The sequence below is a fragment of the Halobacillus sp. ABA4_118 genome, assembly GCF_056160205.1.
The window spans coordinates 3,652,701-3,678,725 of record NZ_JBSWWS010000001.1; the positions used below are offsets into that span (position 1 = coordinate 3,652,701).

Annotated in this window: 29 protein-coding genes and 1 riboswitch; of the genes, 10 read left to right on the forward strand and 19 right to left on the reverse strand. The window is 46.1% G+C overall.

Features of this window, described 5'->3' with window-relative positions; translation table 11 throughout:
- Window positions 1–27: 27 nt before the first annotated feature.
- The 3 genes from ACXAGL_RS18745 to ACXAGL_RS18755 all read right to left on the reverse strand — a co-directional run bounded on the left by ACXAGL_RS18745 (window position 28) and on the right by ACXAGL_RS18755 (window position 2,320).
- A complete protein-coding gene (locus ACXAGL_RS18745) occupies window positions 28–489 on the reverse strand; it encodes a hypothetical protein (RefSeq protein WP_474992121.1) in 462 nt (153 codons plus the stop codon).
- Window positions 490–558: 69 nt separating this feature from the next.
- Complete coding sequence (locus ACXAGL_RS18750; protein WP_474992123.1) at window positions 559–957, reverse strand: ectoine synthase; 399 nt, start codon at window positions 955–957, stop codon at window positions 559–561.
- 148 nt (window positions 958–1,105) lie between these two features.
- Complete coding sequence (locus ACXAGL_RS18755; protein WP_474968773.1) at window positions 1,106–2,320, reverse strand: EAL domain-containing protein; 1,215 nt, start codon at window positions 2,318–2,320, stop codon at window positions 1,106–1,108.
- 155 nt (window positions 2,321–2,475) lie between these two features.
- Here ACXAGL_RS18755 and ACXAGL_RS18760 point away from each other — a divergent pair, with 155 nt between their 5' ends.
- The gene (locus tag ACXAGL_RS18760) at window positions 2,476–4,134 is read left to right on the forward strand and encodes an N-acetylmuramoyl-L-alanine amidase (RefSeq protein WP_474992125.1); all 1,659 of its coding nucleotides are present in this window, start codon (window positions 2,476–2,478) and stop codon (window positions 4,132–4,134) included.
- A gap of 51 nt (window positions 4,135–4,185) precedes the next feature.
- Here ACXAGL_RS18760 and ACXAGL_RS18765 read toward each other — a convergent pair whose 3' ends face one another.
- On the reverse strand, window positions 4,186–4,611 hold the full coding sequence (locus ACXAGL_RS18765) for an RDD family protein (RefSeq protein WP_474968775.1): 426 nt from the start codon (window positions 4,609–4,611) through the stop codon (window positions 4,186–4,188).
- A gap of 169 nt (window positions 4,612–4,780) precedes the next feature.
- Here ACXAGL_RS18765 and ACXAGL_RS18770 point away from each other — a divergent pair, with 169 nt between their 5' ends.
- Window positions 4,781–5,329, forward strand: a complete 549-nt coding sequence (locus tag ACXAGL_RS18770) for a DUF420 domain-containing protein (protein WP_474968776.1) — start codon at window positions 4,781–4,783, stop codon at window positions 5,327–5,329.
- Window positions 5,330–5,527: 198 nt separating this feature from the next.
- Window positions 5,528–5,758, forward strand: a complete 231-nt coding sequence (locus tag ACXAGL_RS18775; protein ID WP_027954522.1) for a hypothetical protein — start codon at window positions 5,528–5,530, stop codon at window positions 5,756–5,758.
- Window positions 5,759–6,082: 324 nt separating this feature from the next.
- On the opposite strand, the gene ACXAGL_RS18780 is transcribed toward ACXAGL_RS18775, so the two are convergent.
- On the reverse strand, window positions 6,083–7,012 hold the full coding sequence (locus tag ACXAGL_RS18780) for a hypothetical protein (RefSeq protein ID WP_474992127.1): 930 nt from the start codon (window positions 7,010–7,012) through the stop codon (window positions 6,083–6,085).
- Between the two features lie 218 nt (window positions 7,013–7,230).
- A riboswitch (TPP riboswitch) is annotated at window positions 7,231–7,331 on the forward strand.
- 362 nt (window positions 7,332–7,693) lie between these two features.
- Here ACXAGL_RS18780 and ACXAGL_RS18785 point away from each other — a divergent pair.
- Genes ACXAGL_RS18785 through ACXAGL_RS18800 form a run of 4 tightly spaced genes read left to right on the forward strand, consistent with a single transcriptional unit; the run spans window position 7,694 to window position 11,262 of the window.
- On the forward strand, window positions 7,694–8,296 hold the full coding sequence (locus ACXAGL_RS18785) for a YkoF family thiamine/hydroxymethylpyrimidine-binding protein (protein WP_474992129.1): 603 nt from the start codon (window positions 7,694–7,696) through the stop codon (window positions 8,294–8,296).
- On the forward strand, window positions 8,293–8,871 hold the full coding sequence (locus tag ACXAGL_RS18790) for an ECF transporter S component (RefSeq protein ID WP_474992131.1): 579 nt from the start codon (window positions 8,293–8,295) through the stop codon (window positions 8,869–8,871). The genes ACXAGL_RS18785 and ACXAGL_RS18790 overlap by 4 nt, the downstream gene beginning before the upstream one ends.
- Entirely contained in the window at window positions 8,871–10,502 is a 1,632-nt protein-coding gene (locus tag ACXAGL_RS18795; RefSeq protein WP_474992132.1) for an ABC transporter ATP-binding protein, read from the forward strand. The genes ACXAGL_RS18790 and ACXAGL_RS18795 overlap by 1 nt, the downstream gene beginning before the upstream one ends.
- A complete protein-coding gene (locus ACXAGL_RS18800) occupies window positions 10,483–11,262 on the forward strand; it encodes an energy-coupling factor transporter transmembrane component T family protein (protein WP_474992134.1) in 780 nt (259 codons plus the stop codon). The genes ACXAGL_RS18795 and ACXAGL_RS18800 overlap by 20 nt, the downstream gene beginning before the upstream one ends.
- 113 nt (window positions 11,263–11,375) lie before the next feature.
- Here ACXAGL_RS18800 and ACXAGL_RS18805 read toward each other — a convergent pair whose 3' ends face one another.
- The gene (locus tag ACXAGL_RS18805; RefSeq protein ID WP_474992136.1) at window positions 11,376–11,804 is read right to left on the reverse strand and encodes a hypothetical protein; all 429 of its coding nucleotides are present in this window, start codon (window positions 11,802–11,804) and stop codon (window positions 11,376–11,378) included.
- Between the two features lie 18 nt (window positions 11,805–11,822).
- Window positions 11,823–12,368, reverse strand: a complete 546-nt coding sequence (locus ACXAGL_RS18810; protein ID WP_474971339.1) for a GNAT family N-acetyltransferase — start codon at window positions 12,366–12,368, stop codon at window positions 11,823–11,825.
- A 482-nt stretch (window positions 12,369–12,850) separates the two neighbouring features.
- On the opposite strand from ACXAGL_RS18810, the gene ACXAGL_RS18815 reads away from it, so the two are divergent.
- Complete coding sequence (locus tag ACXAGL_RS18815; RefSeq protein WP_474992138.1) at window positions 12,851–13,246, forward strand: sporulation protein; 396 nt, start codon at window positions 12,851–12,853, stop codon at window positions 13,244–13,246.
- A gap of 57 nt (window positions 13,247–13,303) precedes the next feature.
- Here ACXAGL_RS18815 and ACXAGL_RS18820 read toward each other — a convergent pair whose 3' ends face one another.
- The 6 genes from ACXAGL_RS18820 to ACXAGL_RS18845 all read right to left on the reverse strand — a co-directional run bounded on the left by ACXAGL_RS18820 (window position 13,304) and on the right by ACXAGL_RS18845 (window position 18,618).
- Window positions 13,304–14,557: an aminopeptidase gene (locus ACXAGL_RS18820; RefSeq protein WP_474992139.1), complete on the reverse strand. Its 1,254-nt coding sequence runs from the start codon at window positions 14,555–14,557 to the stop codon at window positions 13,304–13,306.
- On the reverse strand, window positions 14,538–14,810 hold the full coding sequence (locus ACXAGL_RS18825) for a hypothetical protein (protein WP_474992141.1): 273 nt from the start codon (window positions 14,808–14,810) through the stop codon (window positions 14,538–14,540). The genes ACXAGL_RS18820 and ACXAGL_RS18825 overlap by 20 nt, the downstream gene beginning before the upstream one ends.
- Before the next feature lie 46 nt (window positions 14,811–14,856).
- Window positions 14,857–15,054 (reverse strand): hypothetical protein, encoded by a 198-nt coding sequence (locus ACXAGL_RS18830; protein ID WP_474968787.1) that lies wholly within the window; start codon window positions 15,052–15,054, stop codon window positions 14,857–14,859.
- A 192-nt stretch (window positions 15,055–15,246) separates the two neighbouring features.
- The gene (locus tag ACXAGL_RS18835; RefSeq protein WP_474992143.1) at window positions 15,247–15,507 is read right to left on the reverse strand and encodes a YesK family protein; all 261 of its coding nucleotides are present in this window, start codon (window positions 15,505–15,507) and stop codon (window positions 15,247–15,249) included.
- 497 nt (window positions 15,508–16,004) lie between these two features.
- Complete coding sequence (locus tag ACXAGL_RS18840; RefSeq protein WP_474968789.1) at window positions 16,005–17,201, reverse strand: dicarboxylate/amino acid:cation symporter; 1,197 nt, start codon at window positions 17,199–17,201, stop codon at window positions 16,005–16,007.
- Window positions 17,202–17,478: 277 nt separating this feature from the next.
- Window positions 17,479–18,618, reverse strand: coding sequence for an FtsW/RodA/SpoVE family cell cycle protein (locus tag ACXAGL_RS18845; RefSeq protein WP_474992145.1), 1,140 nt, complete (start codon window positions 18,616–18,618; stop codon window positions 17,479–17,481).
- 129 nt (window positions 18,619–18,747) lie between these two features.
- Between ACXAGL_RS18845 and ACXAGL_RS18850 the strand changes: the two genes are divergently transcribed.
- Window positions 18,748–19,119, forward strand: coding sequence for a fluoride efflux transporter FluC (locus ACXAGL_RS18850; RefSeq protein WP_474992147.1), 372 nt, complete (start codon window positions 18,748–18,750; stop codon window positions 19,117–19,119).
- The gene (locus ACXAGL_RS18855; protein WP_474968792.1) at window positions 19,116–19,490 is read left to right on the forward strand and encodes a fluoride efflux transporter FluC; all 375 of its coding nucleotides are present in this window, start codon (window positions 19,116–19,118) and stop codon (window positions 19,488–19,490) included. The genes ACXAGL_RS18850 and ACXAGL_RS18855 overlap by 4 nt, the downstream gene beginning before the upstream one ends.
- Here the strand turns inward: ACXAGL_RS18855 and ACXAGL_RS18860 are convergent.
- The 6 genes from ACXAGL_RS18860 to ACXAGL_RS18885 all read right to left on the reverse strand — a co-directional run bounded on the left by ACXAGL_RS18860 (window position 19,487) and on the right by ACXAGL_RS18885 (window position 26,012).
- The gene (locus ACXAGL_RS18860; protein ID WP_474992148.1) at window positions 19,487–20,323 is read right to left on the reverse strand and encodes a DUF4037 domain-containing protein; all 837 of its coding nucleotides are present in this window, start codon (window positions 20,321–20,323) and stop codon (window positions 19,487–19,489) included. The two genes, ACXAGL_RS18855 and ACXAGL_RS18860, sit on opposite strands and share 4 nt — an antisense overlap.
- Before the next feature lie 160 nt (window positions 20,324–20,483).
- Window positions 20,484–21,329: a putative beta-lysine N-acetyltransferase gene (gene ablB / locus ACXAGL_RS18865; protein ID WP_474968793.1), complete on the reverse strand. Its 846-nt coding sequence runs from the start codon at window positions 21,327–21,329 to the stop codon at window positions 20,484–20,486.
- A gap of 102 nt (window positions 21,330–21,431) precedes the next feature.
- Window positions 21,432–22,325, reverse strand: coding sequence for a TIGR01777 family oxidoreductase (locus tag ACXAGL_RS18870; protein WP_474992150.1), 894 nt, complete (start codon window positions 22,323–22,325; stop codon window positions 21,432–21,434).
- 85 nt (window positions 22,326–22,410) lie between these two features.
- On the reverse strand, window positions 22,411–22,707 hold the full coding sequence (locus tag ACXAGL_RS18875) for a hypothetical protein (protein WP_474968795.1): 297 nt from the start codon (window positions 22,705–22,707) through the stop codon (window positions 22,411–22,413).
- Between the two features lie 624 nt (window positions 22,708–23,331).
- Window positions 23,332–24,486 (reverse strand): saccharopine dehydrogenase family protein, encoded by a 1,155-nt coding sequence (locus tag ACXAGL_RS18880; RefSeq protein WP_474992152.1) that lies wholly within the window; start codon window positions 24,484–24,486, stop codon window positions 23,332–23,334.
- A gap of 20 nt (window positions 24,487–24,506) precedes the next feature.
- The gene (locus tag ACXAGL_RS18885) at window positions 24,507–26,012 is read right to left on the reverse strand and encodes an aldehyde dehydrogenase family protein (protein WP_474992154.1); all 1,506 of its coding nucleotides are present in this window, start codon (window positions 26,010–26,012) and stop codon (window positions 24,507–24,509) included.
- Window positions 26,013–26,025 lie beyond the last annotated feature (13 nt).

The window sequence follows — 26,025 nt, forward strand, 5'->3', positions numbered from 1 at the left end:
CTTCCCCTTCTTCCTCTTTTTATTCATTTATGAAACCGCCACCTTACCCTTCCCTGCAGCGATACGGTAATAATGGTTTTTGGCTTTCCACCTTTGATACCCGGAATAAAAACCGACCCCCAGACTAAACACGGAGAGAACAGCTGCCATAACCCAGGAAAAATCCGTTGTCATAATAGCCGGAAGCCAAACTTGAGCCGATTGGGAAAATGACGAGCGCAGACTATAGAAAAACGGCCGTTCCAGCCAACGCTCTTCCCAAATCTGCCATAATTGTTCATTCGTCTTACGTGCCATTGTTGTTTCATATAAAAACAGCCCGAAAAAGAGCATGGCAGCTAGATAAATGATTCCAGTCACCGATTCAAAGAAAAGCTGAGAAACCCCCACCAGAGAGGCCATAATCAGAAAGTTGTACCACATGGATTTCCGGCTTTTCATCCGAATGGAAATTTGATCCACGCTTTCTTCATCCAACGCTTTTTCCATAACATGCTCCCTTCCTGCCTTTTTTGTTAGGTTACCAAAAAAATACAGAAAAGGAAAACACCCCTTACATCAAAGGTTCCCTTGTTTTGAATCTGCTGGATACGTACCATCTGCATCGTGTTTTTCCCGCCCCTGTAAAGGTGGATTAAACACACAGATCATCCGCATATCCGTGAAGGCACGGAGCACGTGTTCATCATGCTGATCCAAGGCGTATAAAGTGTTTTTGCGAATGGGCCAGGTCCTTTGATCAGAAACAGTCACGACCTCGCCTTCCCCTTCTATACAGTAGACCGACTCGAGATGATGCTTATACCACATTTTCGTTTCCGTTCCCGCCCTGATTACAGTATCGTGGACAGAATAACCCATATGATCTTCAGCAACAAGTAAACGCCGGCTGATCCAGTTCCCTCCATCCACTTCCCTGTTGGATCCAACAACATCTTCCAGTGCTCTCACTTTCATCTGCCATCCCTCCTTGCCTTACTTTATTCCATAGACACCAACGTAGACCCTTTCATCACATTCTCTTTCTGTAAACAAAACAAGCCTGAGGGACCATGTTTTCGATGGTTCCTCAGGCCTTCCTGCGAGAAGTGGAATGTGCCGCTGTTCAGGCAAGCAGACATGCGTGATCATACAGATAGGCGTATCTCAAATCAATGAAAAGAAAATGCTGATCGGTTAATGGAAAACTGAATGTACGGACCATTTCTTTCGTTTCAATATCCGAGTAAAGGTCCGAAAGAAGACCGGCGTGCGTTTCCCTCATTTTCATCACATTTTCCAGAAAATACGGGCGGAAAGCCCAGTTGGATCCTCTTTTATCCGTTTCCATAAACCAGTCGTCTTCTTTTTTACGGAAGTTGGAGGATACTTGTTGACCGTCCATGTGGCAAATGAACATTCGGAAGCTTTCATTGTGAAACTTCTCCGTCACCCCATCAATAAACGCATCGGATTTCTTTGGTCCTTCCCACCTGGCCAGGAGCTGTCTCACCTTGGCTTCCCAATGTTTCACATACTGCTGACGATCTTCCAACAGGCGTTTTTCCCGCTGTACAAAGCCGCTCATCCGTTCTTTGATATCCACCGACAGCGCCCCTTTACCTATGGGGTCGAAGGATGGGTGGGCAAGGTAATATCCCTGATAGAATCTGCTGCCGTGCTTCCAGGCAAAATACAATTGAAAATCATCCTCGATATTCTCAAATAATAGTGCCGCCCCGATCCGATGGGCGAGCATAGATAACGAGTACATGATATCCTGAAAAGCATCTCCATCCTGTCTGCGGATGATCCCTGTATCAATTTTTAAAATATGGGGTTCCAAAAGTCTGATCCGGTCGATATTCGAGCTCTTTGCTCCAACATGATCCACGGCAATCTGGATACCGTACGTTTTAAAATACAGCAGAAGGTGGTTCAAGGTTTCAAAGTCTTCATCAAAATCATGTTCAGTCACTTCAATGACAATACGACTCAGGTCAAATCCCTGGTCCTTGAATTGAAGGAGCGACTGCAGGAGATCATCCCCATTGTTCACCATCAGCTGCTTAGCATTGCGGTTGATAAACAGCAGACCTTCTGTTCTGTTATCCATCATCATGTGGACCGCTTGAGTGAGGACGACTTGATCGACCTCCACTTTGAATTCCTCCGGCACGTCCGTATCATGGAAAAAGGGACCAAGACTCTCCCACGTCTGATTTTCTTTATAACGGGCCAGCACCTCATATCCGATCACATCGTGATTAATTGCACTGACAATCGGTTGAAAGACAGGCTTTATTCTATGTAAGTTCCCTACAATATCCAGTGGATCCATGAGTCTCCTCCTTTTCACGTCATTCTATTATTATACAATACAAGCCGTAGTCAGCTAAAGCATGTGTTTGACAAGGTGATTTTGCCGCTTCATCCATACAAGCATCTAAGAAAACTCATATACTAAAAGAGATTCTTGAAAGGAGAAAGATTGATATGAAAACCATTGTCATTGACCCGGGGCACGGAGGTACAGATCCAGGTGCCGTTTACCAAGGGTATCAGGAAAAGACCTTTAACCTATCCATCGCCCTCAACGTCCAGCGTTATCTTACGGAGCATTATGAGGTTGAAATTGTCATGACGAGAACGTCGGATGTAACGGTTTCCTTGAGCAGGCGGACGGCGGCTGCTAATTCCGTCAACGCTGATTTCTTCCTATCGATCCACAATAATGCCGCCGGTGGAAGCGGATTTGAAAGTTATATCTATAACGGAACTCTTGCTCCGAATACTCAAGCTTACCAGTCCATCATCCATAACACGATTTATCAAACAGCTTCAAAATACAGCGTGAACAACCGGGGCATGAAGCAAGCCAACTTATTCGTCACCCGCGAAACACAAATGAGTTCCCTTTTACTCGAACTCTTATTTGTCGATCATCCCGACGATCTGTCCCTGCTGAGAAACTCCGCGTTCATCAACGACATATCCAGAGCTATCGCGGAAGGAACAGCCAAAGCTCTACAGCTGCCGAAGCTTTCCAGCACCGCAGCGACTGAGAGCTCCACGTTATACAAAGTGATGGCTGGAGCTTTCCAAAGCAGAGAAAACGCAGAACAACGAACCGAATTTTTATTTCAAAACGGTTTCGCTGCTTTTATCGTGCCTGCCTCCATCTCAGGCGGGGTCTATTACCGGGTTCAAACAGGAGCTTTCTCTAAGGAAATAAATGCCAAATCACAGATAGACCAATTAAAGCGGATAGGGATCGCAGACGCGTATATCCTCGCCGGAACAGACAAATCCGAATCCCCTGTGCCGGAAGATGATCTGTACCGGGTCATTGCCGGATCGTTCCGAGAAAGGAAAAATGCCGAGGAACGGATGAACCGGCTTACCGCTGCCGGATTATCCTCGTTTATCACCACTTTAGATATCGGCGGCCTCACCTATTACCGGGTTCAAGCCGGCGCTTTTCAAGAAATGGATCATGCCAAAGCTCTTGTGCATCAATTGAAGTCGTTCGGTATCATCGACGCCTTCATCTGGTCGGGTTCTGATTTCCCAGCCGCACCAGATTCACCTGCCCCCGAAACACAGGAAGACAAGTGGACCATTCTTGGGCAGAGTGTGATTGACGGTTGTCAGCTTGACCAATTTGTCCGTTCGGTCTATCCCGGTGCTCCAGAGCTTGGTCAGTACTATATGGTATACGGAAACCTTTACGGCATACGAGGGGATATTGCGTTTGCCCAGGCCGTGCATGAAACGAACTATTTCCGTTTCACCGGCGATGTACAGAGAGATCAGAATAATTTTGCAGGTATTGGTGCTGTAGGTGGTGGAGTGGCCGGGGCATCCTTTCCGACACCCGAAGAAGGTGTCCACGCTCAGATTCAACACTTATATGCCTATGCTTCCAGCGATTATATTCCTGAGGGGGTGAAGATTGTAGATCCACGATTCGAACTTGTTGCACGGGGAAGCGCCCGCACATGGACCGCGTTGAATGGAAAATGGGCTGTACCTGGTGATCAGTATGGCCAGCTTATTTTATCAATCTATAAACGAATGGCCGAATACACACGGAAGTCTATAGAAACCCAGCAGCAGACCCTGCAAACACTCATTCAAGATTTAAACCAATAAATAGAACCGGCTGCCTTACAGGAACCGGTTTTTCGATTGAATACAGAAACATTACTTCTCTTTAGGTTCTTTTGGCTTCATCATTGTAAAGGATATGAGTTCCCCCCAGCTCCGTCCTTTTTTATCCAATACGGATGTTGCAGCAGAGACAAACAGCCACCATCCATTGGTCAACAGAACCGGGCCGAATCCAAGAACAGCTCTTATCATGGATTGAAACACATGGGGGCTTCCTCCATGCGTCGAAACGACAGACATATTTGTCAGCAGCATGCCTAACGTTCTCCCCTGTAAGAATAATGGCAGAACTATCAACATGGTCAGATGGATCGTGATAAAGGCCTGCCAGAATACAGGGTTGGGATCAAATCCCCTCCCGGTGTCCTCTAGATACGTGTATAGAGCAGCCCCTGTTCCGGATAGGAGCAGCTCCCCACCAAATCCCAGAAATTTCAAAAACAAGTACTTCGGGCGCATAATCTTCCCTCCTTGTACGTATCCTATGGATTCTTTCCGGAAAAGGTCAGCCCATTATTCCGTCTTTTGTCACGCTTGTAAGCCATCATGAAGTGACAGTTTCGTTAACGTTCGACATCATGAGATGATTTTCAAGCGGATTTTTTATATACTATTCCTGCAGTCTATTATGAGATGGGGTTTTACTTTGGAAATAAAAAAAGATTTTAATTATGTACCATGGGTGGTTGGATTGTCCATTGCTATCAATCTAATTGTCGTGGCCTTGTTGTTCCTCCCGGAGATTGGAAGCGAGACCAGCTTTGACATTACACTGCTCCCATTACTTAATGCCGTATTCAATTCCTTCACATTCGTGTTTCTGCTGGCGGCTTTATTCATGATTATCCGAAAGAATATTACGTGGCATAAACGATTCATTTTTGCTGCCTTTACAACAACAGCCTTGTTTTTAGTTTCATATCTCACGTACCATTCCATGTCTGAATCAACGTCCTTCGGCGGCGAGGGTCTGGTGGCAGGTATTTATTACTTTATTCTGATCACCCACATTGTGCTGGCCGCACTTATTGTACCCCTTGCCCTGTTAACACTGTTCAGAGGTCTGGCAATGAAAGTGGATAAACATAGGAAAATCGCCCGCTGGACGATGCCGATCTGGCTTTATGTCAGTTTGACAGGCGTCGTTGTCTATTTAATGATTTCTCCTTATTACTAAAACGAGTCACGTGTCTTTGGATACGTGGCTTTTTTCTTTTTTATATTACAAAAACAATAAGTAAACGGGAAAAGTTGGCTATTTCCCGAGATATTTGTTATTGTAGAATAACAGCCGGTAGGGATTGAATCCGGTTAAGTCTATGAAAATATAATGAGCACATGTCCAACCAGCTTACGGCCATAAGGAGACTAACTAATGGACATTCTTAACTTTATCAAGGAAGAAGGATTTACGTCTGCAAGATTCCAATCGTTCGCAGGGAAAGATACGCTCATTCAATTGAACCGGATTACGGATATGAAGGAACTATTCGGCCTGCTTGATATGAACCCGACAACTGTGCGGTACTATCCTTATGAAAAACTTCCTTATCTGGACTGCTCTCAGAATGAAGACAACTTAAAACTAAGATTATTTAAGCCATAAAAATAACCGGGATACATAACACATGTATCCCGGTTTTCTTTATTCCTGTATATTCAGGGAAAAAGATAATTCACGAAAAGTGGTCAGGTTTAAACGAGGGGTGTCTCCTTCAGGTCATCCACTGAGCAGACGCTTGTAAAACACTGTTTGATTCAGCCATCAATAACATCGACACCAATACTCCCGATCACATGGACGTTCCCCTCATGGACAAGGATGACCACAAAACCAGCACTTGCTGCTCAGTAAAGCAAACAGGATTCCAATAACCTCTCTTTTTCCAACATCTACGTCCGACAGAGGCGCTACAGCCTCTCTTCCGCTTTACCATTGCCCTTGAAAAGCATGGATAATTTTCCAACGCTGAACCGCCGTAATTCCTTTCCACTGTTGTTCAGCTGCAGCAAAAGCTTTTGTTCCGTCTCCCCAGTCCCAGCTGATATCCCAGATGCCTTCTTCCTTCAGCGTTTTCAAATAATAACGGATGTTTTCCAAAACTAAAGGTTTGTATTTAGCATACAACGGATGCTGTGGGGACGATATTATGTCAGTCGGAAGCGCACCGTACCCACTTCCCCATTCCGAAGGATCCTGACTGAAACAGTTCTCGCCTAACGTAAGAAGGTGGGACTGCACCTGATCAAGCCCGTAAGGCATTTGATTATGGACGAGTCCTTTATGCTTGTCCAGGGAGATTAGTAGATTTTGAAAACACTGCCATTCGTGGAAATCCATCTCACTGACACTCATCAAATGTTCAACAGCTTTAACAGCACCAGCCACACCCGTTTCCCAGGCTTCCGTATCCCGTTGGGAGCAGTCGATGAGAAAACCGGCCAATTCCGCCGCCGGGTTAAACATCCAGTTGGACTGCACCCCTTCCCTCCACGACCACCAGGGCGCATGAGGAAAATGGTTGACTTCAGGAATAACCGAAGGCCACATCCCTGATTGACGATCGTATGAGCGAAGGAGGTAGGAAACCATCTGTTGAAGCAGCGGCTCTTTGGAAGATACATTCAATTCAGCAAGCACTTGGGAAGCTGCCCATGTGGCCATTGGAGACGAAGCTGGAAGTTGAAAATCCGGCTCAATTCCGTGACCAAAACCTCCATCTTCATTTTGGAACGCACTCAAGTATACGAGGACTTTTTCTTTAGGACCTCTTTCAAAAAGTGCTTCCCATCTGGCTGCTTCCAATGGACGTGCATACCGCTTCATCCACTTGCTTGTGCGATTCATGTGAGTGTTCATATCTGTCTTCCCCTTCCCATTGATGGTATCCCTTGTCTTCTGATTGTCCGACTCTTTTATTCCACTCAAGATATGACAGATTCTATTATCTTCAGCGTATCATGATTGGAAGATTTTGAAAATGAACTCTATCATTCGTATTCATAAAAAGGAGAATAAACATTTACAAATATTCCAACATCCGCTACGATAGAGGCAATACAAAAAACTGTATACATATGAGGCACTAGGGGAGCTGCTGCGAGCGGCTGAGAGGATGATCCGACCCTTGGCACCCGAACTAGATAATACTAGCGTGGGGAAGTGCAGCCGTTCTATCAATCAGGCCTTTACAGGTTTTATTCATCGATCAACGGACTGCATTCCCATGGGATGCAGTTTTTTTGTGTTTGGCTCTGTTATTGCTTGGTGTTGTTATTTAACATGTGAGCTCCTATCACCCCTTTCTGTCATGGGATTTGTAGGAGGCGGCCTTGGGAATGACTCCCTTTCCACGGAGTACCGTGAGCCTCCTCAAACTTCGTTCCCCGCGGAAAGCGGAGGGTTTTCCCTGCCATCCCATGCTCTGAGTAAACAACGGGCCTGATCCCTAATTCCAGACGGAGACGATTTAGTACTCGTTTGAAATAACAACAACAGACTTTAACAGAGCTTTGTGTTTAAAAAAAGGAGGAATGATGGATGAATCAAGTTTGTGGTACATCGAAAATTGCTGGATGTTCGTTTTCCATACATCCGATGAGTGATGAGTTTGCGGGTATAATTCTGGAAAGCTTAAAGGAAGTGGATACATCTAAAGTATGGCTCGATACCGATGATGTCTCGACGACGGTACGGGGGCGGATGGAACATATTTTTGATGTGACAAAGGCTATCCTTCTTCATGTATCCAAAGAAGGTGTTCATGCGGCTTTTCATGCGACTTATTCAATCGGGTGCCCGGGAGACTCGGCTGGAGACACGTATATGGCTGAATCCCTGCAACGGAGGAATGAAGACACTTCCCGCTCGATTACCCAGCCATTAGCAGCTAAGTTTTCGCTCTATCCAATGGGAGGGGACAGTTATATGGATACAATATACAAGCAGATTGAAGCGATGAAATCGAAGGGCATCCAAGTGACGCCCGCCCACTATTCTACAAGACTTGACGGAGATACCCATACGGTTTTCAAAGGGTTGGAAAACGTTTTCCGGGAGACAGAAGCTTCAGGGTCGTCTCACACCGTCATGACTGTATCGGTGTCGGTCAACAGCCCTTCCTCCAGGGGGAGCATCTTATGAAAAACTGGAAACTCAAAGAAATCGTTGTTCTATCTGTCTTGTCCGTCGTTTTCGCTGTCGTCTATCTCGCTTTCCTGCCTGTTGGAAAACTTCTCTCAGGTCTCTTTGGTCCAATCGGATATGATTTTATCTTTGGTATCTGGTTCATCGTATCCATCATTGCCGCCTATATTTTACGCCGCCCGGGCGCAGCTTTTCTCTCTGAAACCATCGCAGCGACAATTGAAGTTCTGCTCGGGAATGCTTCCGGTCCCCTATTGATTCTAACGGGAATGATTCAGGGACTCGGAGCGGAAAGTGCGTTTGCTCTGACGCGTTACCGGTCTTATCATCTTTCTGTACTCATGCTCGCCGGCGTGATGGCTGCCGTTTTCAGTTTCGCATGGGGGTATTTCCAATCTGGATACGCTGCGTTAAGTGGTGGATACGTCGCTGCCATGCTGATTGTCCGTATGGTCAGCGGCGCTGTGATTTCCGGAGTATTGGGTAAAGCCGTAGCTGACGGACTTGCCCGTACCGGCGTCCTTTCCAGTTTTGCTCTCGGGCGGGAATTAAGAAAGAAGAAGGCTTCCTGATGAAGACGGCTGTACAATTGGAAAACCTGACGCTTACGTATGAAGAAAATGAAAAAACCGTATTGACGGATATCACCCTCTCCATCGAAAACGAACAGGACACCCTCATCCTTGGCCCGAGCGGTTCAGGAAAAAGCTCGCTTGTCCAATGTATAAACGGGCTTTACCCGGAGGATTTGGATGGCGAGATGAATGGGCGTGCTGCCATTTACGGACGTTCAACAAGCGACTTCAAACCGGGAGAGCTGGCTAAAACTGTTGGAAGTGTTTTTCAAGACCCCGAAACTCAATTTTGTATGCTGACCGTCGAGGATGAAATCGCCTTTGGTTTAGAAAACCTTCATGTACCTGCTGAGGAGATGGAACACAAAATAGATGATGTCCTTGCACAGGTGAATCTACTGGATAAAAAAACATCGTTCATCCATCACTTGTCCGGCGGACAGAAGCAGAAACTGGCCCTTGCCTGTGTGCTGGTGATGGAGCCGGACATCCTTCTCCTGGATGAACCGACAGCTAATCTGGATCCGCAGTCTGCTCGTGATTTCATTACTATTCTGACTTCCATAAAAAAAACTAGAAGTCTCACCTTGATTGTGATCGAACACAGATTGGAAGGATGGCTGGAACTTCTCAAGCATGTCATTGTACTCCACTCCGATGGCGGGATTCTTACACAGGGGCCGTTAAAAGAAGTCATCAATAACCATGGCCGCGCCATCCACAATCAGGGGATCCGGCTTCCCTATGCTGTGCAGTACAGCATAGACGAAGACTGCCCTCCTCCCTATCCATTTACCCTGGAGGAGTTATCGCAGCGGAACATTGAAGTTCCATCAAATGTTCGTGACCCGAACAGACGTGGAAAGGCGCTCTTGGAATTATCCGATGTCCAGTGGAAACATATTTTAAAGGATCTCACTCTCTCCCTTTATGAAGGAGAATGGATTGCTGTGGTAGGGGCGAATGGAAGTGGCAAATCCAGTCTTTCCAAAATAATGGCCGGCATCACAAAGGCGGACAGAGGCACAGTGACTTGGAAAGGGACATCCATGAAAAAATGGAGAGCGGACAACTTACGGACACAGGTGGGGTACGTTTTTCAAAATCCGGAACACCAATTTGTAACCGATGAAGTGTTCGAGGAGATTGCTTTCAGTTTAAGGCAGCGGGGAACACCCGAATTGGAAATACGCCGGCAGGTTGAACATCTGCTCTCCCTGTGCCGATTGAATGGATTAGACAGGCATCATCCTTATCAGTTAAGTCAGGGGCAGAAACGCCGTTTAAGCGTGGCCACGATGATCGTGGAAAATCAATCGCTTCTTTTGCTGGATGAACCGACTTTCGGTCAGGATGCGGTCTCGACCCAACAACTGATGGCTCTGCTTGAGCAGCGCTTTCAACAAGGGACCACCTTATTGATGATCACACATGATATGGAGCTTGTTCACCAATATGCGACAAGGGTGATTGTGATGGAACAAGGAAGGATCGCTTACGATGGTCTCCCAGAACATCTTTGGAACGATAACCGACTTCCGGGTTGGCCTGTTGAACCTCCCCTTCCTGTTCAACTGAATCGATTATTAATAGAAAGGAGCCGCTTTCATGTCCCTTCATACTCTTAATCCTGCCATGAAAGCCTGCACGATAATCGGACTCGTCTTTGTACTCGCCTTCTTATTCGATCCTGTAACCCCTTTCGTCTTCACAGGATTTACAATCGCTTTGACACTGATTTTCGGCAGGTTTCGGAAACGAGTATATGTCCTATACCTCTCCGCGTTCACCGTATTCGCCTTCGGCATGCTGTGGACGACCATTGCCTTTGCCGATGCACCAGCAAGTCCCGACGAGACTATCCGCCTTGCTGGGTTTCTGTTCCCAAAAGAAGACTTATTGATGGCTCTGGCGCTTTCCTTTCGTGTAATGGCCTTTGCCGCCTTATCTCTTTTGTTTGTATTTACGACAAATATGGTTCATTTCATATTAAGCCTCATTCAACAACTGAAACTGCCCTCCAAGCTTGCATATGGTCTGATGGCAGGATACCGTTTCCTTCCAATGATGAAAGAAGAATTCGATCAGATTCGGGCGGCCCACCGCATACGAGGAGTCACAGAATCCAAATCGCTCAAAGGAAAGTTTAAACAGTTGCAGCGCTATTCCATCCCTCTTTTGGCAGGCGCTGTCAGAAAAGCAGAACGAACAGCTGCTGCCATGGAGTCCAAAGGATTTACGGGGGAACGGTCACGTACGTTTTACAGACCGATGAAAATCAGCGCAAAGGACTGGGGGTTTCCTCTACTCATGTTTACGGTGCTGGGGGCATTGATCGTTCTGTCTATTCACTTAGACTATTTCCAATGGTACAACGGCCAGTTTTAAATCCATGTCCAGCTGGATACCTTCCCGGATATTATTAGAGAAGGATAGAGAGGGCGCCCACCCTCTCTATCCTTCTCTCCACTTTAAATAAAGCGCTTACCTATAACGACGAATTATTCTTCTTCGATGATGGACCGGATGTATGAGGCATCGTTTTGTGACAACTCCGAAAACCGGATACTATTCCACGTCTGTCCACTACGAATTCCAAGCACAGCCCTGTCTTCTTCAAACCAAACCCTTGCTTCCAGAATGCCGATGGACCGTTCCGGACTGATCAACTTCAAGGTTACATCAGGATTTTCCATGTCCACAGATGCCCCTTCCACCGGTTTTTGATGCAGCAGAATAGTGAGCACCGTATCCAGTTCAGCCTGATGCTCTCCATTATGAAGTGTGGCAGCCATTTCTTTATTCTCCCCTGCTTTCACGGCAGTCAACGTATAGGAAGGTGTGTCACCAACATATACAGCAGCCGCATACCCTCCACCAAAAATAAGTCCAATACCGGCGATCCATAATAAAAGTTTCCCTATGTTCATTGGTTACACATCCCTACTTTAACGTTTACTGAATTCGGTACGCAGGATGGAATACATATAGGCATGATGATTTTCTCCATTTTGAAACAGGTAGCCCCGCAGCAGGCCCTCTCTAAGAAACCCCGTTTTCTCAAGCACTCTGGAGGAAGGAGTATTCGCCGGAAAGGTAACCGCTCCCACCCTGTATAGTCCTAAGTCATCGAACGCATAAGCTAGAACACGTGAAACGGCTTCCGTAATCAATCCCCTCTTCCAATAGCCGGGGTGCAGTTCATACCCTATTTCAGCTTTTCTCCCCCAGAGGCTTATATGACTCAGCCCCACCGTACCGATAAACTTTTCTTCTTCGCTGAGCAGAATGCCCCATCGGACAGCCTTTTCAGACTTAAATTGTTCTTTAAAGGTTTGAATCATTCCGTCAGCCTGATCCCGGTGGGTAAGTGAAGGCATCCCAATATACTTTGTCACTTCGTCTCTGGACAAGATGTGAAAATAGTCATCAATATATCCATCAGTCATTTCCACAAGACGCAGCCGTTCTGTAGTCAATTCCTTAAACTCCATATCGTTCCCCCATCCGCCATCCTGAGCCTGTTCATCTGACTTTCAATCCCTTATAATCGAAAGGATACCATGCTGCCTGCCTTGTCATAATCGTTTATACGTACATAATAGCGGGGATCACTGGTTGACCCTTGCGAACCCCGGGCATTTCCCTTACGACAGCCTTATGATGGGTGACTCCTGTTCTTTTATTTGAAAACAGATAGGAAAATAAATGATTCATTTGCATTCAAGCATCTTCCTGACTTCTACTTTATCATAATTTTCCAACAACTATAACCCTGCCATATGGAATCAAAGAAGAATAGAATAAAAGATTGACGACTCCATGAGGTTGGAATATTATACAAGTGTAGACAGCTGAAAGAACGATAACCAGCTCTTCATTATCTCGTGTGAAAAAACGAAAAAATAGCTATTCACCACTCACATCCATCCCCGGATGGAGTCATTTATTTTGATCATGAAGGAGAAATCAGCCTATGCTTGCCAAACTTTTCAGCTGGATCAAAACCGGATTTCCTCAAGTGGATCTAGTCTTATCAGGGAACCAATTCAAACCCGGCGATTCAGTCCAGGGCTCTTTTCAAGTTAAAGGGGGACTCACCCATCAAACCATTCAACGTCTGGAATGTGACTTATTTAAAAAAGAAGCAGGAAGAAAACCAGCTTTCATACAGCCCATTACAACCATCTTAATGAATAGAGAACTTGATTCCAACGAAGAAACTGAGTACCCATTCCATTTCGTTCTGCCTGAAGACATGGAACAGACCTCTCCCGATATCGCCTATGTTCTGCAAACGAAACTTGTTCTCGGAAATAATCGTAAAACATCCGATACGGATGAAATTCGTATCACTCTCCTTCCTCATTAGGAGAAAGATCAAAAAAGCGTCACCCACCATGGATGACGCTTTTCAGCTGCGGGCGATTTAAAATTGAAAATCCCCCTCTTTCATCAGCAGGACTTCACTTCCATCCTCGTTTATGCCTGTTACTTCCATATCTCCAGTACCAAAGGTCACATTAACGGACAATAGCGACGTATTCAGCCCAGCTGTCTTCAACTCTTTCTCAGATTGGTTCATGCCGTTCTGAATATTGGAAGGAGAAGCATGTCCAATTCCGATATGACAGGATGTATTCTCATCAAACAGTGTGTTGTAAAAAAGAGTATCCTCTTGAGCAAGTGGGGATGTATGAGAGACGAGAGCGATTTCACCAAGGTATTGGGATCCCCCGTCTGTGTCAATGAGATGCTGCAGCACTTCCTGCCCTTCTGCCGCATAATAGTCCGTAATCCGCCCGTTTTTAAAAATCAGATAAAACCCATCGATAACACGTCCCCCATAAACTAGCGGTTTACTACCTGCCAGTCGCCCATTCACTTTATTTCTATGGGGAGCAGTAAATACTTCTTCGGTAGGAATGTTCGGAAAGAATGGGATATCTTCTTTATCCGAGACTCCCCCGCCGATATAGAGATGGTTTTCAGGTAGACCAACGTGTAAATCCGTTCCCCGGTTATTCTTAAAATGCAGGGATTCAAATTGGCTCTCATTCAGGAAATTCTTCCGGGACTCGAAGGCTGCATGGTGAGTTTCCCAATCCTTTACAGGGAAATCCCCGTCTGCCCGGGCTCCTTTTAAAATCGACGTCCACAAGGATTGTACAGCTTCTTTTTTACGTAGGTTTGGGAATACCTTCAATGCCCAGTCAACACTCGGTACAGCGAGAAGACACCAGCGTATCTCGTGGGATCTAATCTTCGTGTGATAATCCCTCAATTTGGCACGAGAAGCTTTTTGAAAACAGGCCACCCTCTCAGCAGAAACCTCCTTAAACATGTCCGTATTCTCAGTAATAATATGGATATAAGCGGCGTCTGCCTCTTCCCATTCCCGAAAACGGGCGGCCTGCCAATCCGGATAGTACCCGATGATGCGATCTGGTGCATGTAAGAAAAATTCTTTGGCAGACTGTACATCAGTCCAATCGATATGTACATTTGATGCACCCGCCTTATAGGCTGCGGTTTGAATGAGACGTGCAAACGGTGCATTTTGGATATCACTATGAATAATCAACATCTGCTGTTTTTGCAGATTCACACCAACTTTTACAGCGAGTTCTGCGTACTTGTATAACGCTTCCTCACTTATACACTCATAGATTCCTGTAGTCATTTGATAACTCCCCAGAAGTAGTATGATAGATTCTCCTGCCGGGCTCTCTTCTGCTTTGATCTCCCAGCTTTTTATACATGTCTATTTCAATCTTTCTATCCTTAGCAAATTCCTTATAGATGAGTTTTTCCTTTTCACCATTTTGATTGAAAGTTTCAATCCGGATCATATCACCTGCGTGAGTCCCTTTAATCATTTCTGAATGAATGGGGGACTTTTTCACATCTTGCAGTCTTTGATTTAGAAGATCCAAAAAACCTTCCTTTCATTGCATGAGATCAACAGGGAAAGCTGAACCATCAATTCTTAGAGTGGTTGAAACGGTTTCGTAAAATGAGAGATGAGGCGGCGAAAACAGCAAAAGAACCTGCTGATCCAGCAGCCAATAAGAGTTCAAAGTCCCCTGTTGGAGATTTAAATAATAAAGGAACAGATAGAATTAAAACCGCACCGCTAATACTTAAACCTAATATAGAGAAGGCCAATAACTGATTCACAAAAACACTCCTCCGTTATGACTGCTTATATTTTTTATAGATCCCGTTATGGCAGAAGGCGGGCTTTGGATATTTAAGATTTGCGCGAAAATGATATTTCCTTCAACCAGAGGGCGAGTTAACAAAGGTACTATTGATTGCATTCCTATTTAACATTGAATCCTTGTTCAATCCATGACCCTTTCACGTACTTCATTTCACCTTAAATGCAACAGCAAAGGACAGAATAGCAAAAAGCATAAAAAAGAAACAAAGAATGCCATAAGCTGCCCCTTCGAATCCCCTGATGGTAACAAATCCAATATAAAAAAGGATAAGAGCTGCAATACTCAATAAAGCTCCGGGTAACATCCTGATAAACAGAGAAAAACCCTTTCTGCTGAACCACCAAGTAAGACCCAATACAAGGATCCCTGGAAAGAATGATACGAGTAAAGGTCCGTAAATCATCATAAAATTCCCTCCATTTTATTATGTCTATGTGGTTCATATGATACCATAAAATGGATGTTAACAGGTTGCATACGGAACCTAAGTGCATAGATTATCTAATAAGACCTTCCCCTCGTTTATTAAAAATGCAAAGCAGTATTGACATCACGGAATACGGTGTAGGAAAGTAAAACCATTTCCATTCCTATTCCTTTCATTTTCTGAAATACCTTCATGGATTCGAACATCACTTTGAGAGCTTTGATTCCGAAAGATACAAAGGGAAGATCTTTTGTTAAACAAAAGATCTTCCCTTTTTCAAATGATTATTGGGTGAGGGCACGGGGGTGTTCAGTGGTGATGACTGCGCGCCAAAGATCTACTAGAGCAGGGGCTCGGATGACACCCACCGATAAGCGATACGTTAACGCAACCACGACATGCGGGGCAGCGATTGTTTCTCAACAGACAAAAAGCCGCTGCCTAAGCAGCGGCTCTTTTACTACAATAGGATTTCCTTATCCAACGTTCTGATCAGATACAGGAAGATCCTCTTGTTTTCCTTTTTTCATAAGTTTATCAGCAATCGCAGTAATGGCTCCATCGCCTGTAACGTTCGTTGCTGTACCAAAGCTGTCTTGAGCCAGGTAGAGAGCAATGATTAAGGAAACCATGGTGGAATCGAATCCTAACATCGATTCGAGGAGGCCGATAGCTGCCATAACTGCTCCTCCCGGCACACCCGGGGCTGCAATCATTGTAATTCCTACCATAAGAATGAATGGAAATACATCAGCAAATGTTGTTGCTTGTCCCAGCATATACATAACCGCCATGGCACAGCTGGTAATTGTGATTGTACTTCCTGCTAAGTGGACATTCGCAAGTAACGGTACAGCAAAATCTGCGACACGTTCGCGCACTCCCATTTTCTTCACTTGTTTTAATGTCACTGGAATCGTAGCTGCCGAGGACTGCGTTCCTAGTGCTGTAAAGTAGGCAGGCGTCATTTTCTTCAATAGACTGAATGGATTTCTGCCATGCATACTGCCCGCAATACCATAGATTACGACAAGATAAAGCAGGTGCAGAGCTATGATCATCAGGAACACTTTTGCGAATACACTTAAAATCGTACCGACTTGTCCTGCATACGTCATATTCGCAAAGATTCCAAATATATGAAACGGTAAGAGAGGAATAATGATGTTCTCTATCACCTTTTGGATAATGGAACGAAATTCATTCATGACATGTAATAAGGAATCGCCTTGAACAGCCGTCATTCCAACTCCTAATAGGAAAGATAATATAAGTGCGGCCATGACGCCCATAATTGGAGTCATTTCAACTGAAAAAGGTGCTTCCACCAGGGATTCCTCGGGATTAGCAAAAGCCGCTCCACTTTGTCCCTGCAAAAAAGATGGATACAGGTTCCTGGCGAATAAGAAAGCCGCTGTACCTGCCAGAACTGTGGAGACATAGGCTAATCCAGTCGTCAGACCCAGCATCTTTCCTGCCCCCCGGCCCATTGATGCAATCCCAGGCGCAATAAAACCGAGAATGATTAACGGGATGACAAAGCTTAGGAAATTACCGAATAAACCTGTGAATGTTGCAGCGATTTCAATCAGGATTTCCGGTGCAAACTGTCCTATAATGATCCCCAGCGCTATTGCCAGGACAATCCTTACTAATAATGGTATTCTTTTCATCTCCCTCTTCCTTTCTCCATTTGTAAAAATTTAACGAGTTAATGTGCTATAGAATAAATCATGGTTTATACACTACCTTTTTTTCTATGGTTTGTGAAGTATAAAAAACAACAAAAACAATGGATAGGTAAAGAATAAAGCTACGGGCTCATGTTACCGACCTTCGTCGTCCGGTTACAGCTGTTCAGGTCATCCATTGACCATCGAGCACCGCACCACAGCTCTAATAATGCACTCTATAAAAACAAAAGCGTCATCCTCAAGGGATGACGCCTTTTTATGCGGCAGCTCTTTCTTCCTGATTCTTTTTGATTTTGGAAATGGCATGGATATTGATTAAAATTCCTGCAGAGAACATCATCATCAATAACGAGGTTCCACCAAAACTGACAAACGGAAGCGGAACTCCGGTCAAAGGAATCAAACCTGTTAATCCTCCCAGGTTGATAACAGCCTGAATGCCGATCAAACCGGAAACACCGATAGACAGCAGCCTTCCGAAGGTATCATGACTGTTCATACTGACATAAAAACCACGCAGGACCATAAGAGCGATCAGTCCGATTACAACAGCCACTCCAATAATCCCCAGTTCTTCCGCTACAACGGCCATAATAAAGTCGGTATGCGCTTCCGGCAGATAGCCAAGCTTTTGCACCCCTGCTCCGAGGCCTGTACCGATAATCCCGCCGTTATGGATAGCGAGATAGGAATTAATCAGCTGGTAGCCTGCGTCATCCGCATATTCAAAGGGCTGGTAGGCACCATCAAACCGGGAGAGCTGTTCTTCACTCAAACCGAATTGGTACATCGTAACGGCAGCCACTAAAACGAGACCGAGCATAAAGAACAAATGGGACTTCTTCAAGCCGCTGGACATAATGATCAATCCGGAAACAGCCAGAGCGATTACTGCTGTGCCCAAGTCCGGCTGCTTTAAGATCATAGCCACGACAAGCATTGTAATGATCATAGGAGGAAGCAGTCCTCGTGTGAAATCCTGTATGTAGCTGCTTTTTTTCGTATAAATAGCAGCCAGGTAGATAATCAGGGACATTTTTGCGAGTTCCGCCGGCTGAAAGCGTCCGATCAGCGGGAGGCTGATCCAGGACTGAGCGTTGTTGGTCGTTTGTCCAATGACAAAAACCATCCCTAGTAGAATGACGGTCACCAGTAAAATGAGTTTAAATAAACGGCGGTAGTTTTTATACGGAAAGATGATCCCGAAAAATAAAGCGCCGATTCCCAGACCCCAGGAAAGCAGCTGTTTTTCAAAGAAATATCCGGGGGTTACGTCATACACCATGACACCACTGACCATGCTCGCGCTGTATACCATGACAGTACCAAAGGCGGAAAGCGCCAGTACGGCGAAAAGGATTGAAAAATCGATGTTCTTTAAGATTCTGACTATCATTGGTAACCCTCTTTCATTTTGGTGCTGATAGATAAATTATAAGGGTTCTCCCCATGTAAAAAAAGCATTCCTTTTAAATTAAATCAAAAGTCTTTATAATATCGATGAGAATGGTAGGAGGTTTGTGGAATGATCTATCTTTATGTCGGCTTCGGTGGGTTTATTGGGGCATCCCTGAGGTACTTGATTGGTCTTTTATACGTAAATACGAGTGGATTTCCTTATTCCACCCTTTTTGTGAATCTGTCCGGCAGCTTTCTGCTGGCTTGGATGACCGCAGGACTGATCAACAAATATCAGCTGACGGCTGAGTGGAAAGCTTTTCTGGGCACCGGACTCATTGGATCTTATACGACGTTTTCCGCTTTGACAGCAGATGCGTTTTCGCTGTATCAGCATGGCAGTGAATGGGAGAGCCTTCTCTATATAAGTCTGAGCATCGGGGGCGGATTTTTATGCTCTTTCCTTGGATTCCACCTCGCAGGGAGGAAGACTGGATGACGATACTGTTAGTACTCCTGGCAGGGGCAGGTGGATTCATTGGAGCTGTCCTGCGCTATACCATAAGTAAATGGATCAACAAACGGACGTCCTCTTCCTTTCCTTGGGCCACTTTTGCTGTCAATATGACTGGTTCCTTTATGCTCGGTACAACAGCAGGCCTGCATCTTTCAGAAACATGGATAACTTTGGCCGGAACAGGGATCATGGGAGGTTTGACCACGTTCTCCACGTTTAAACTGGAAGCCCTCCACCTCCACAGGGGAAGGGAATGGAAAACACTTGCAGCTTATACCATTGTCAGCTATACCTTGGGCCTGTTCCTGTATATCATTGGGTATTCCTTCCCTTCCCTGCTGTTACACCTTTAACTGATGGGGCCCGCTTCTTTCCAGTACGACTCTATCTCATCCTGAAGGGGCCCTTTATAATCAGAAATTCCCACCAGCCGGACAACTTCCTTAACGAGGTGCTCTGTCTCCTGCAGCGCCTGTGCAGGAGATGCCTCAAAGATATAAGTCAACCTCTCAGACATCCGTTCGGGTTTAACGTCCATCTGCTCCAGGGTGTCTTTCATCCATTTAAAGGAAGGGTGTTTGACGTACATCTGGTTTAATCCGTGAAGAATACCGAAAAGATTGTGATGAACCCCGCACATGACAGAATAAAACATCAGCCAGTCCTCTCTTTCACACAGCGCCTTACGACTGCGCCAAGGACTGCCAAAATCCAGATGGATTTTGATCATCTTTTCCGCTAAGGCTTCCGGATAAACATTCATCTCCTCCTTCAGTATCTCTCCTACATGATGGCCGTGTAATACGACCCCGTCCTGAACAGCTGCAAGAAGGCACTGCTTTTCATAACTCACATCCAGCTTTTCCTTTACATCATGGATCACCTCTGAAATCGTCGCCGTTAAAAAGCTGCTGATTTCAAACTTCACCCCGCTTTCATCGTGATACGTTTCAGACCACTCCCCCTCTTCATAAGGGTAAAACGTATGAAGGATTCCGTTCCCTCTTTTCACCGGACCCATGCGGTCGGAATCACTCGGAGGCTCTTTCCACAACACATGCAGTTCAATATCAGAATGATGATCATCCAGGTTCCTGGACACAGAACCGGCTAAAATGACAGCTTGCACGTTGTCATTCTCCTGATAGAAGGACGCCATGTATACAGCTTTTTCATTTAAATTCAAACAAATCCCTCCTCCTGTTTCTGATTTCATTTTCCTTGCCCTGCAAGCAGACCTTCATACTCCTGCAGGGGATAAGGTCTGCAAAGAAAAACCCGCACGATGATCCCATGTTTCACCGTACGGGTGTTATTTTCAAATTCGATTTTACCAAGCTTTAGGTTTATAAAGCTTTATACCATATATTCATATCTTCGAGTCCACTGCCGATCATACTGTTTTGAATCATACATCCCCCGAACGTGAAGCCCTGCTGTCTTGCCACGATATTCATCCCCATGGAAGCTGCACGCGTATAGGAGAACATCGTCTGGACGCCGAGATGTTTCATTTTTTCTTCCAGGTGTGGGTACTGACAGGATAAAAGACCTTTTCCTCTATGAGAAGGAAGAGTTGCGCAGTCTGTAAATTCCGCTGCATTAAATTCAGGAAATAGATCAGCGGAACAGGAGCTCACCAGCTGATGCCCGTCATGAATAAGGGAAAAATAAACATCTTCTTTCATCAGCTGTTTAATATAGGAAGGGTCATGAATAGGGGTTGGGTATTTCGGAAAAACCTCCCGGTACAGCTCGGCCATTTCCTCTGCATCCTGCTCTTCTGCCCACCGGATATCATACCCTTCAGGCAGGGGCCTACCCCCGGTCTGCTCCTGAATGTTTAATTCCTTGAGGCGAGGAATCACATTGCCCGTGCCGGCTCTCCCTCTGTCAGGATTCAAATACCTGGCATAAATCAGCGCATCCTCCCCTTGGAAAAAACCTTGGATTTCACCTTCATATATAAAGGAATGCTCCTCTGCAATCGATGTTTCTTTTTGATCCGCCCGCACATAGAAAATGATTTTATCGCAGTCGTTATCCAGAGCCGTCTGAGAAAGGTCATCCAGTTCTTCCTCAGTGATCCAGTCTGGAAGCTTGTACACCTTGATCCGCTTATTGACAGGTTCCAAATGAACATCATCGTTTTCCAAAAGCGTTTGAACAGAAAGATCCACCTTAGACATCATCACTTTTTCTCCCCTTTATGAGTTTCAAGTCAGCTTCATTCACTTGTACTCTTTTATTTTACAGGGGCCTGGATAAAGAAGGAATATGTCTCGAGGGACTAATTATGACGACATTTGTAGAATTTCCGAGAGTGCATCGTCAATGGCAGGATATTCAAAGGAAAATCCCGCTTTGACCAGACGATCCGGAATGACCCAGCGGCTTTTCAACACCAATTCAGTTTCTGTGCGGATAAATGCAGAACCCAGCTCAAGCATCCACTTTGAAGCGGAAAGTCCAGAACTCCGCCCCATTTGCTCCCGCATGATTTCCATGAAATGTGCGTTACTGACCGGCCCGGGGGCTGAACAGTTAAAAGCACCGGTTAAATCAGACCGATCTTTCAGGAATAACACAATCCTGAACAAATCTTCCACGTGAATCCAGCTGAACATCTGCTTCCCACTCCCTTGGACACCACCGAGACCAAACTTGACTAAATTTTTATAAGGGCCCATCACACCTCCCTCTTTACCGAGGACGATCGCTGTCCGAAGCGCGACCCTGCGGACTCCAGGCAGGCTGTGGGCATAGAAGTGATCCTCCCAGGTCGATGCGACATTGACGGAAAACCCACTCCCTGTTTCCCCTGACTCCTCCGTCATCGGCCGGTCTTCCGCATGCCGGTAAATCGTAGCTGTACTCGAGTTCATCCACACTTCCGGCGGGTGGGAACACGCTTTAAGAGCTTTACTTAGAACATGCGTCGTCATGACGCGTGAGATCATAATTTCGTTTTGATTACGCGGATGATACCGGCAGTTCACAGATTTGCCTGCCAGGTTCACCAACAGATCGGCTCCCTCCAGAGCCTGAACAATCCCGTCAAAGTCTTCCCAGTGAATATACCCGGGCTGCCTGGAAATCGTACAGGTTTCAACCCCCATCTCTTCAAATCGCTGCTTAAAATACCTGCCGATAAATCCAGTTCCTCCAGCCAATACCACTTTTTTCATATGTAAACCACCTTCCTGAAAAATAATGAGAGCGCAATGCTCCTTCCTGCGGCATGTAAGCCATAGGTTTATTTTACCATGAAGGTTACGTTCTTTTCTTGAATTGGCGGGCATGAGATTTGGCAAAATCAATGATCCGCGCATACGTATCCTCGTCAAAATCTTTTTTGGTTGTATTAAAAAGGGCAGCACTATCCTCATCGATGATCTTTATCCTCGCCCCTCCACGGACGTAAAGCGTGACGTAAAGAAAGGGCTCTTTCATGCCCAGTGCCTTTTTCAGTTCAGGTGCAAAATCAGCAGTGATTAAGAGTCTGTCCTCGACCTGCTTCAAGGACAGCTGGCTGAGGAACTGCAGGTTTTCGATTTCTTTCCATACCATGTTTACGCACTCCCTGTTTTTTCTTTCCCTTACCAATATCGTCTTCTTTTAAACATCACAACCACTCCTTCTATTGAGCGGCCGCTGATAACATGTGGTGCCACCAGTATAACGCCGGGATGTTCATCTTGTTTGAAATTTATGTAAAAATTAAGAAAAGGCCTGTGTTAACCAGTTAGAGGTATCCATTTGTCGTGGGAAGGGTCACATTCCGCTTATCGGTGGATGAATGCCACGGGGACGCCCTACGCAGGATCCCAGATTAAGAAGAACGGCATGGGCTGCGCTATGGCCGCTTGCGTGGAAAACAAAAAGGGAAAGAACAGGCACTGATAACGGCTGCCTGAAGGAATATGAAAAAAATTGTCCTCCATCCAGTAAGGGTGAGCGGGGGGAAGGAGAATCTTGTTTGATTTTAAAGAACTCCCAGGGAGCGGTGCCCCTTCCACTCCTGCGGAAGAACGAGTGGGCCGAGATCGCCGAGCGGTTTTTTTTGCGAGGAAGCTCGGGCGCTCGTCCGCGGAAAGGGAAGGGGCTTTCGCTCCTGGCGGTAAGAAAGAAAAAAGCTTATAAAGAAACAGGGGTTTCTTTATAAGCTGAGAGGGGGCGTCCCCCTCTCTTTTCCTACACTTTATGATTCTTTTCTGTAATAACCACTCCCCGCTTCGCCATTTCCGTGATATAAAAATCACCGGGAACAACTCTTTCGGGAGGATTTACCCCACGCTTTGTGATCCGGCCGCTTCCGATCATCTGGGCAGCAACGGATATCGTATTAGCGGTCGCTCTTGCCATCGCCGTTACATTGGCTTCCCTGTCTTTATACGTGATCATTTCATAGCAGCAGGATTGGTCTGCCCCATCCTTCCGTCCTCCTACAAGGACTCTTAAAAGTACAGCGTCATCCTTTTCTTTTAGTTCTAAAAGAGGATCGATGCTTTTCAGGAGAACTTTTCTCGTATTGATTTTCCTCCCGTCTACTTCCACTACGTTCCCTGCCCCTGTGAGGTTCAGGTCGACGAGCAGCTTCATCTTCGCTGCATGACCAGGGTAACGGATCGTTTTATATTCCAGCGTTTCAATATCCGGGTAGGATTGAAGCAGCGTCGATGTCCCTCCGGAAGTGTGAAAAGCCTCCAGAGGGCCGAAACGGTCAAAGTAGATCGGCTCTATTTCTGTCAGAGATTCCACTTCTTCCAGTTTCCCTTTTCTTATTATCGTAGAAGGATCGGAATAGTGGTCCAGCAGTCCTTCCATAGAAAAGACATGATTATACTCAAGCGGAGGCTCAGGGCGGACAGGAATCCCCCCGACGTACAGCTTTATCCCACTCAAGCTGTCCAGTTTTGATGCGCCATACCCTGAAAGGATATTGATCATCCCGGGGGCTACACCGAGGTCAGGGATGATGGTAACCCCTGCCTTTCGGGCGGATTCATCCAGTTCAAGCACACGGTCGGTAATGTGACCGATATGACCTCCTAGATCGACGGAGTGGACACCTGCCTTCACTGCTGTACGCGCAACAATTTCGTTAAACGAATAAAACAAGGCATTGATCACGACATCGTAGTCCTGCAAAAAGCTCTCCAGCTGCTGTTCATTGCCTGCATCAACCTGATAGGCTGAAAGCTTTGGAGAATGCAGCGTATTAACGACAGCCTCGGCTCTTCTCTGATCAATATCAGCCAGACCGACATGTGTTACACCAGGACTGTGAACAAGGTCTCTGGCCGCTTCCTTTCCCATGAGACCGGACCCTAAAACAGCCACCTTCATTGGATCACTCCTTCTGCCCGTTATGAACCTTCCTCAACATCAATCTGCGCCCGCTGCAGGCGGCCGCTGAAATCGACATAAACGGCCTTCCATTCTGTGAATACATCAAGAGCCGCTACTCCGGAATCTCTATGACCGTTGCCCGTGCCTTTTGTTCCGCCAAACGGAAGGTGGATCTCAGCACCTGTCGTTCCCGCGTTCACATAAACGATTCCTGTGTCGAGATCCCGTTGGGCGGCAAACACTCGGTTTACATCTTTAGTGAAAATTGAACTGGACAGGCCGAATTCCACTTGATTATTGATATGAACCGCTTCTTCAAAGCTTTTAACAGGAATAAGGGATACCACCGGCCCGAAAATTTCTTCACGGGCAATCCGCATGTCCGGGGTAACATCTGTGAAAATGGTCGGGGCGAAGTAACAGCCGTTTTTCAATGCGCCCTGGTCCATCACAGATCCTCCTGCAAGAAGCTTTGCCCCTTCTCGTTTCCCAATGTCTACGTACTGCTGAATTTTTTCGAGGCCGCCCCGATTGATAATAGGCCCCACCTTTATCGACTCATCAAGGCCGCTGCCTATTGTCAGCTTTGCCGTTTCCTTGAGCAGCCGCTCCTCCAGCTCTTTTTTGACGTTCTCGTGCACCATGACACGGCTGCAGGCGGTGCAGCGCTGTCCGCTTGTGCCGAACGCACTCCACAAAATCCCTTCGACCGCAAGGGATAAGTCAGCGTCATCCATGACGATCACACCATTTTTACCGCCCATTTCCAATGACACTTTCTTCAGGCGGCTTCCGCACTTTCCAGCAATGTGCCTGCCAACTTCGTTCGATCCGGTAAAGGATATAACACGGATGTCATCCTCTTCGATCATCGCTTCCCCTACGGTGGAACCGGATCCGAACACAACGTTCAGGACACCTTCAGGAAGGCCGGCTTCCTGAAGAATCCCTGCCAGTTCAAAGGCCATGAACGGGGTTTCGGTTGCAGGTTTCCAAACGACGGCATTTCCAGCCACGATGGCAGGAAAGGACTTCCACGTTGCTATGGCAATGGGAAAGTTCCAAGGGGTAATAATTCCGACGACACCTACTGGGGCACGGACGCTCATAGCAAACTTATCCTTCAGCTCGGAAGGAGTCGTCTGTCCAAACAGGCGCCGTCCTTCTCCAGCCATATAGAATGCCATGTCGATCCCTTCCTGCACCTCCCCACGCGCCTCTTCAATGACTTTACCGTTTTCCATCGTCAGCAGACGAGCCAGATACTCTTTTTTCTCCTTCATGATCAAGCCTGCTTTATAAAGGACCTCCGCCCGCTGCGGTGCAGGAACAAGCGCCCATTTCTTCTGGGCAGAAACGGCCGCCCTGGTCGCCGCCTTGACGTCCTCTCCGTTGGACAATGGAACGTCGGCTAGTATTTCTGAATCAGCCGGATTATACACCTTGGTCATTTTTTCTGTAGAAGGTGCCTTCCATTCACCATTGATAAAGTTCTTTAATTTTTTCACCTGGGTGATTTCCACGTGCTCACTCCTC

Coding starts and splice junctions, on each gene's coding strand:
- ACXAGL_RS18820 (WP_474992139.1), bottom strand. CDS start 14,557: ATGACTACAGGAATCTATGAGTGTATAAGTGAGGAAGCGTTATACAAG.
- ACXAGL_RS18750 (WP_474992123.1), bottom strand. CDS start 957: ATGAAAGTGAGAGCACTGGAAGATGTTGTTGGATCCAACAGGGAAGTG.
- ACXAGL_RS18850 (WP_474992147.1), top strand. CDS start 18,748: ATGATCTATCTTTATGTCGGCTTCGGTGGGTTTATTGGGGCATCCCTG.
- ACXAGL_RS18755 (WP_474968773.1), bottom strand. CDS start 2,320: ATGGATCCACTGGATATTGTAGGGAACTTACATAGAATAAAGCCTGTC.
- ACXAGL_RS18800 (WP_474992134.1), top strand. CDS start 10,483: ATGTCCCTTCATACTCTTAATCCTGCCATGAAAGCCTGCACGATAATC.
- ACXAGL_RS18880 (WP_474992152.1), bottom strand. CDS start 24,486: ATGAAGGTGGCTGTTTTAGGGTCCGGTCTCATGGGAAAGGAAGCGGCC.
- ACXAGL_RS18870 (WP_474992150.1), bottom strand. CDS start 22,325: ATGAAAAAAGTGGTATTGGCTGGAGGAACTGGATTTATCGGCAGGTAT.
- ACXAGL_RS18815 (WP_474992138.1), top strand. CDS start 12,851: ATGCTTGCCAAACTTTTCAGCTGGATCAAAACCGGATTTCCTCAAGTG.
- ACXAGL_RS18795 (WP_474992132.1), top strand. CDS start 8,871: ATGAAGACGGCTGTACAATTGGAAAACCTGACGCTTACGTATGAAGAA.
- ablB (WP_474968793.1), bottom strand. CDS start 21,329: ATGATGTCTAAGGTGGATCTTTCTGTTCAAACGCTTTTGGAAAACGAT.
- ACXAGL_RS18760 (WP_474992125.1), top strand. CDS start 2,476: ATGAAAACCATTGTCATTGACCCGGGGCACGGAGGTACAGATCCAGGT.
- ACXAGL_RS18855 (WP_474968792.1), top strand. CDS start 19,116: ATGACGATACTGTTAGTACTCCTGGCAGGGGCAGGTGGATTCATTGGA.
- ACXAGL_RS18785 (WP_474992129.1), top strand. CDS start 7,694: ATGAATCAAGTTTGTGGTACATCGAAAATTGCTGGATGTTCGTTTTCC.
- ACXAGL_RS18805 (WP_474992136.1), bottom strand. CDS start 11,804: ATGAACATAGGGAAACTTTTATTATGGATCGCCGGTATTGGACTTATT.
- ACXAGL_RS18745 (WP_474992121.1), bottom strand. CDS start 489: ATGGAAAAAGCGTTGGATGAAGAAAGCGTGGATCAAATTTCCATTCGG.
- ACXAGL_RS18845 (WP_474992145.1), bottom strand. CDS start 18,618: ATGATAGTCAGAATCTTAAAGAACATCGATTTTTCAATCCTTTTCGCC.
- ACXAGL_RS18810 (WP_474971339.1), bottom strand. CDS start 12,368: ATGGAGTTTAAGGAATTGACTACAGAACGGCTGCGTCTTGTGGAAATG.
- ACXAGL_RS18840 (WP_474968789.1), bottom strand. CDS start 17,201: ATGAAAAGAATACCATTATTAGTAAGGATTGTCCTGGCAATAGCGCTG.
- ACXAGL_RS18770 (WP_474968776.1), top strand. CDS start 4,781: ATGAGATGGGGTTTTACTTTGGAAATAAAAAAAGATTTTAATTATGTA.
- ACXAGL_RS18775 (WP_027954522.1), top strand. CDS start 5,528: ATGGACATTCTTAACTTTATCAAGGAAGAAGGATTTACGTCTGCAAGA.
- ACXAGL_RS18765 (WP_474968775.1), bottom strand. CDS start 4,611: ATGCGCCCGAAGTACTTGTTTTTGAAATTTCTGGGATTTGGTGGGGAG.
- ACXAGL_RS18875 (WP_474968795.1), bottom strand. CDS start 22,707: ATGGTATGGAAAGAAATCGAAAACCTGCAGTTCCTCAGCCAGCTGTCC.
- ACXAGL_RS18790 (WP_474992131.1), top strand. CDS start 8,293: ATGAAAAACTGGAAACTCAAAGAAATCGTTGTTCTATCTGTCTTGTCC.
- ACXAGL_RS18780 (WP_474992127.1), bottom strand. CDS start 7,012: ATGAACACTCACATGAATCGCACAAGCAAGTGGATGAAGCGGTATGCA.
- ACXAGL_RS18835 (WP_474992143.1), bottom strand. CDS start 15,507: ATGATGATTTACGGACCTTTACTCGTATCATTCTTTCCAGGGATCCTT.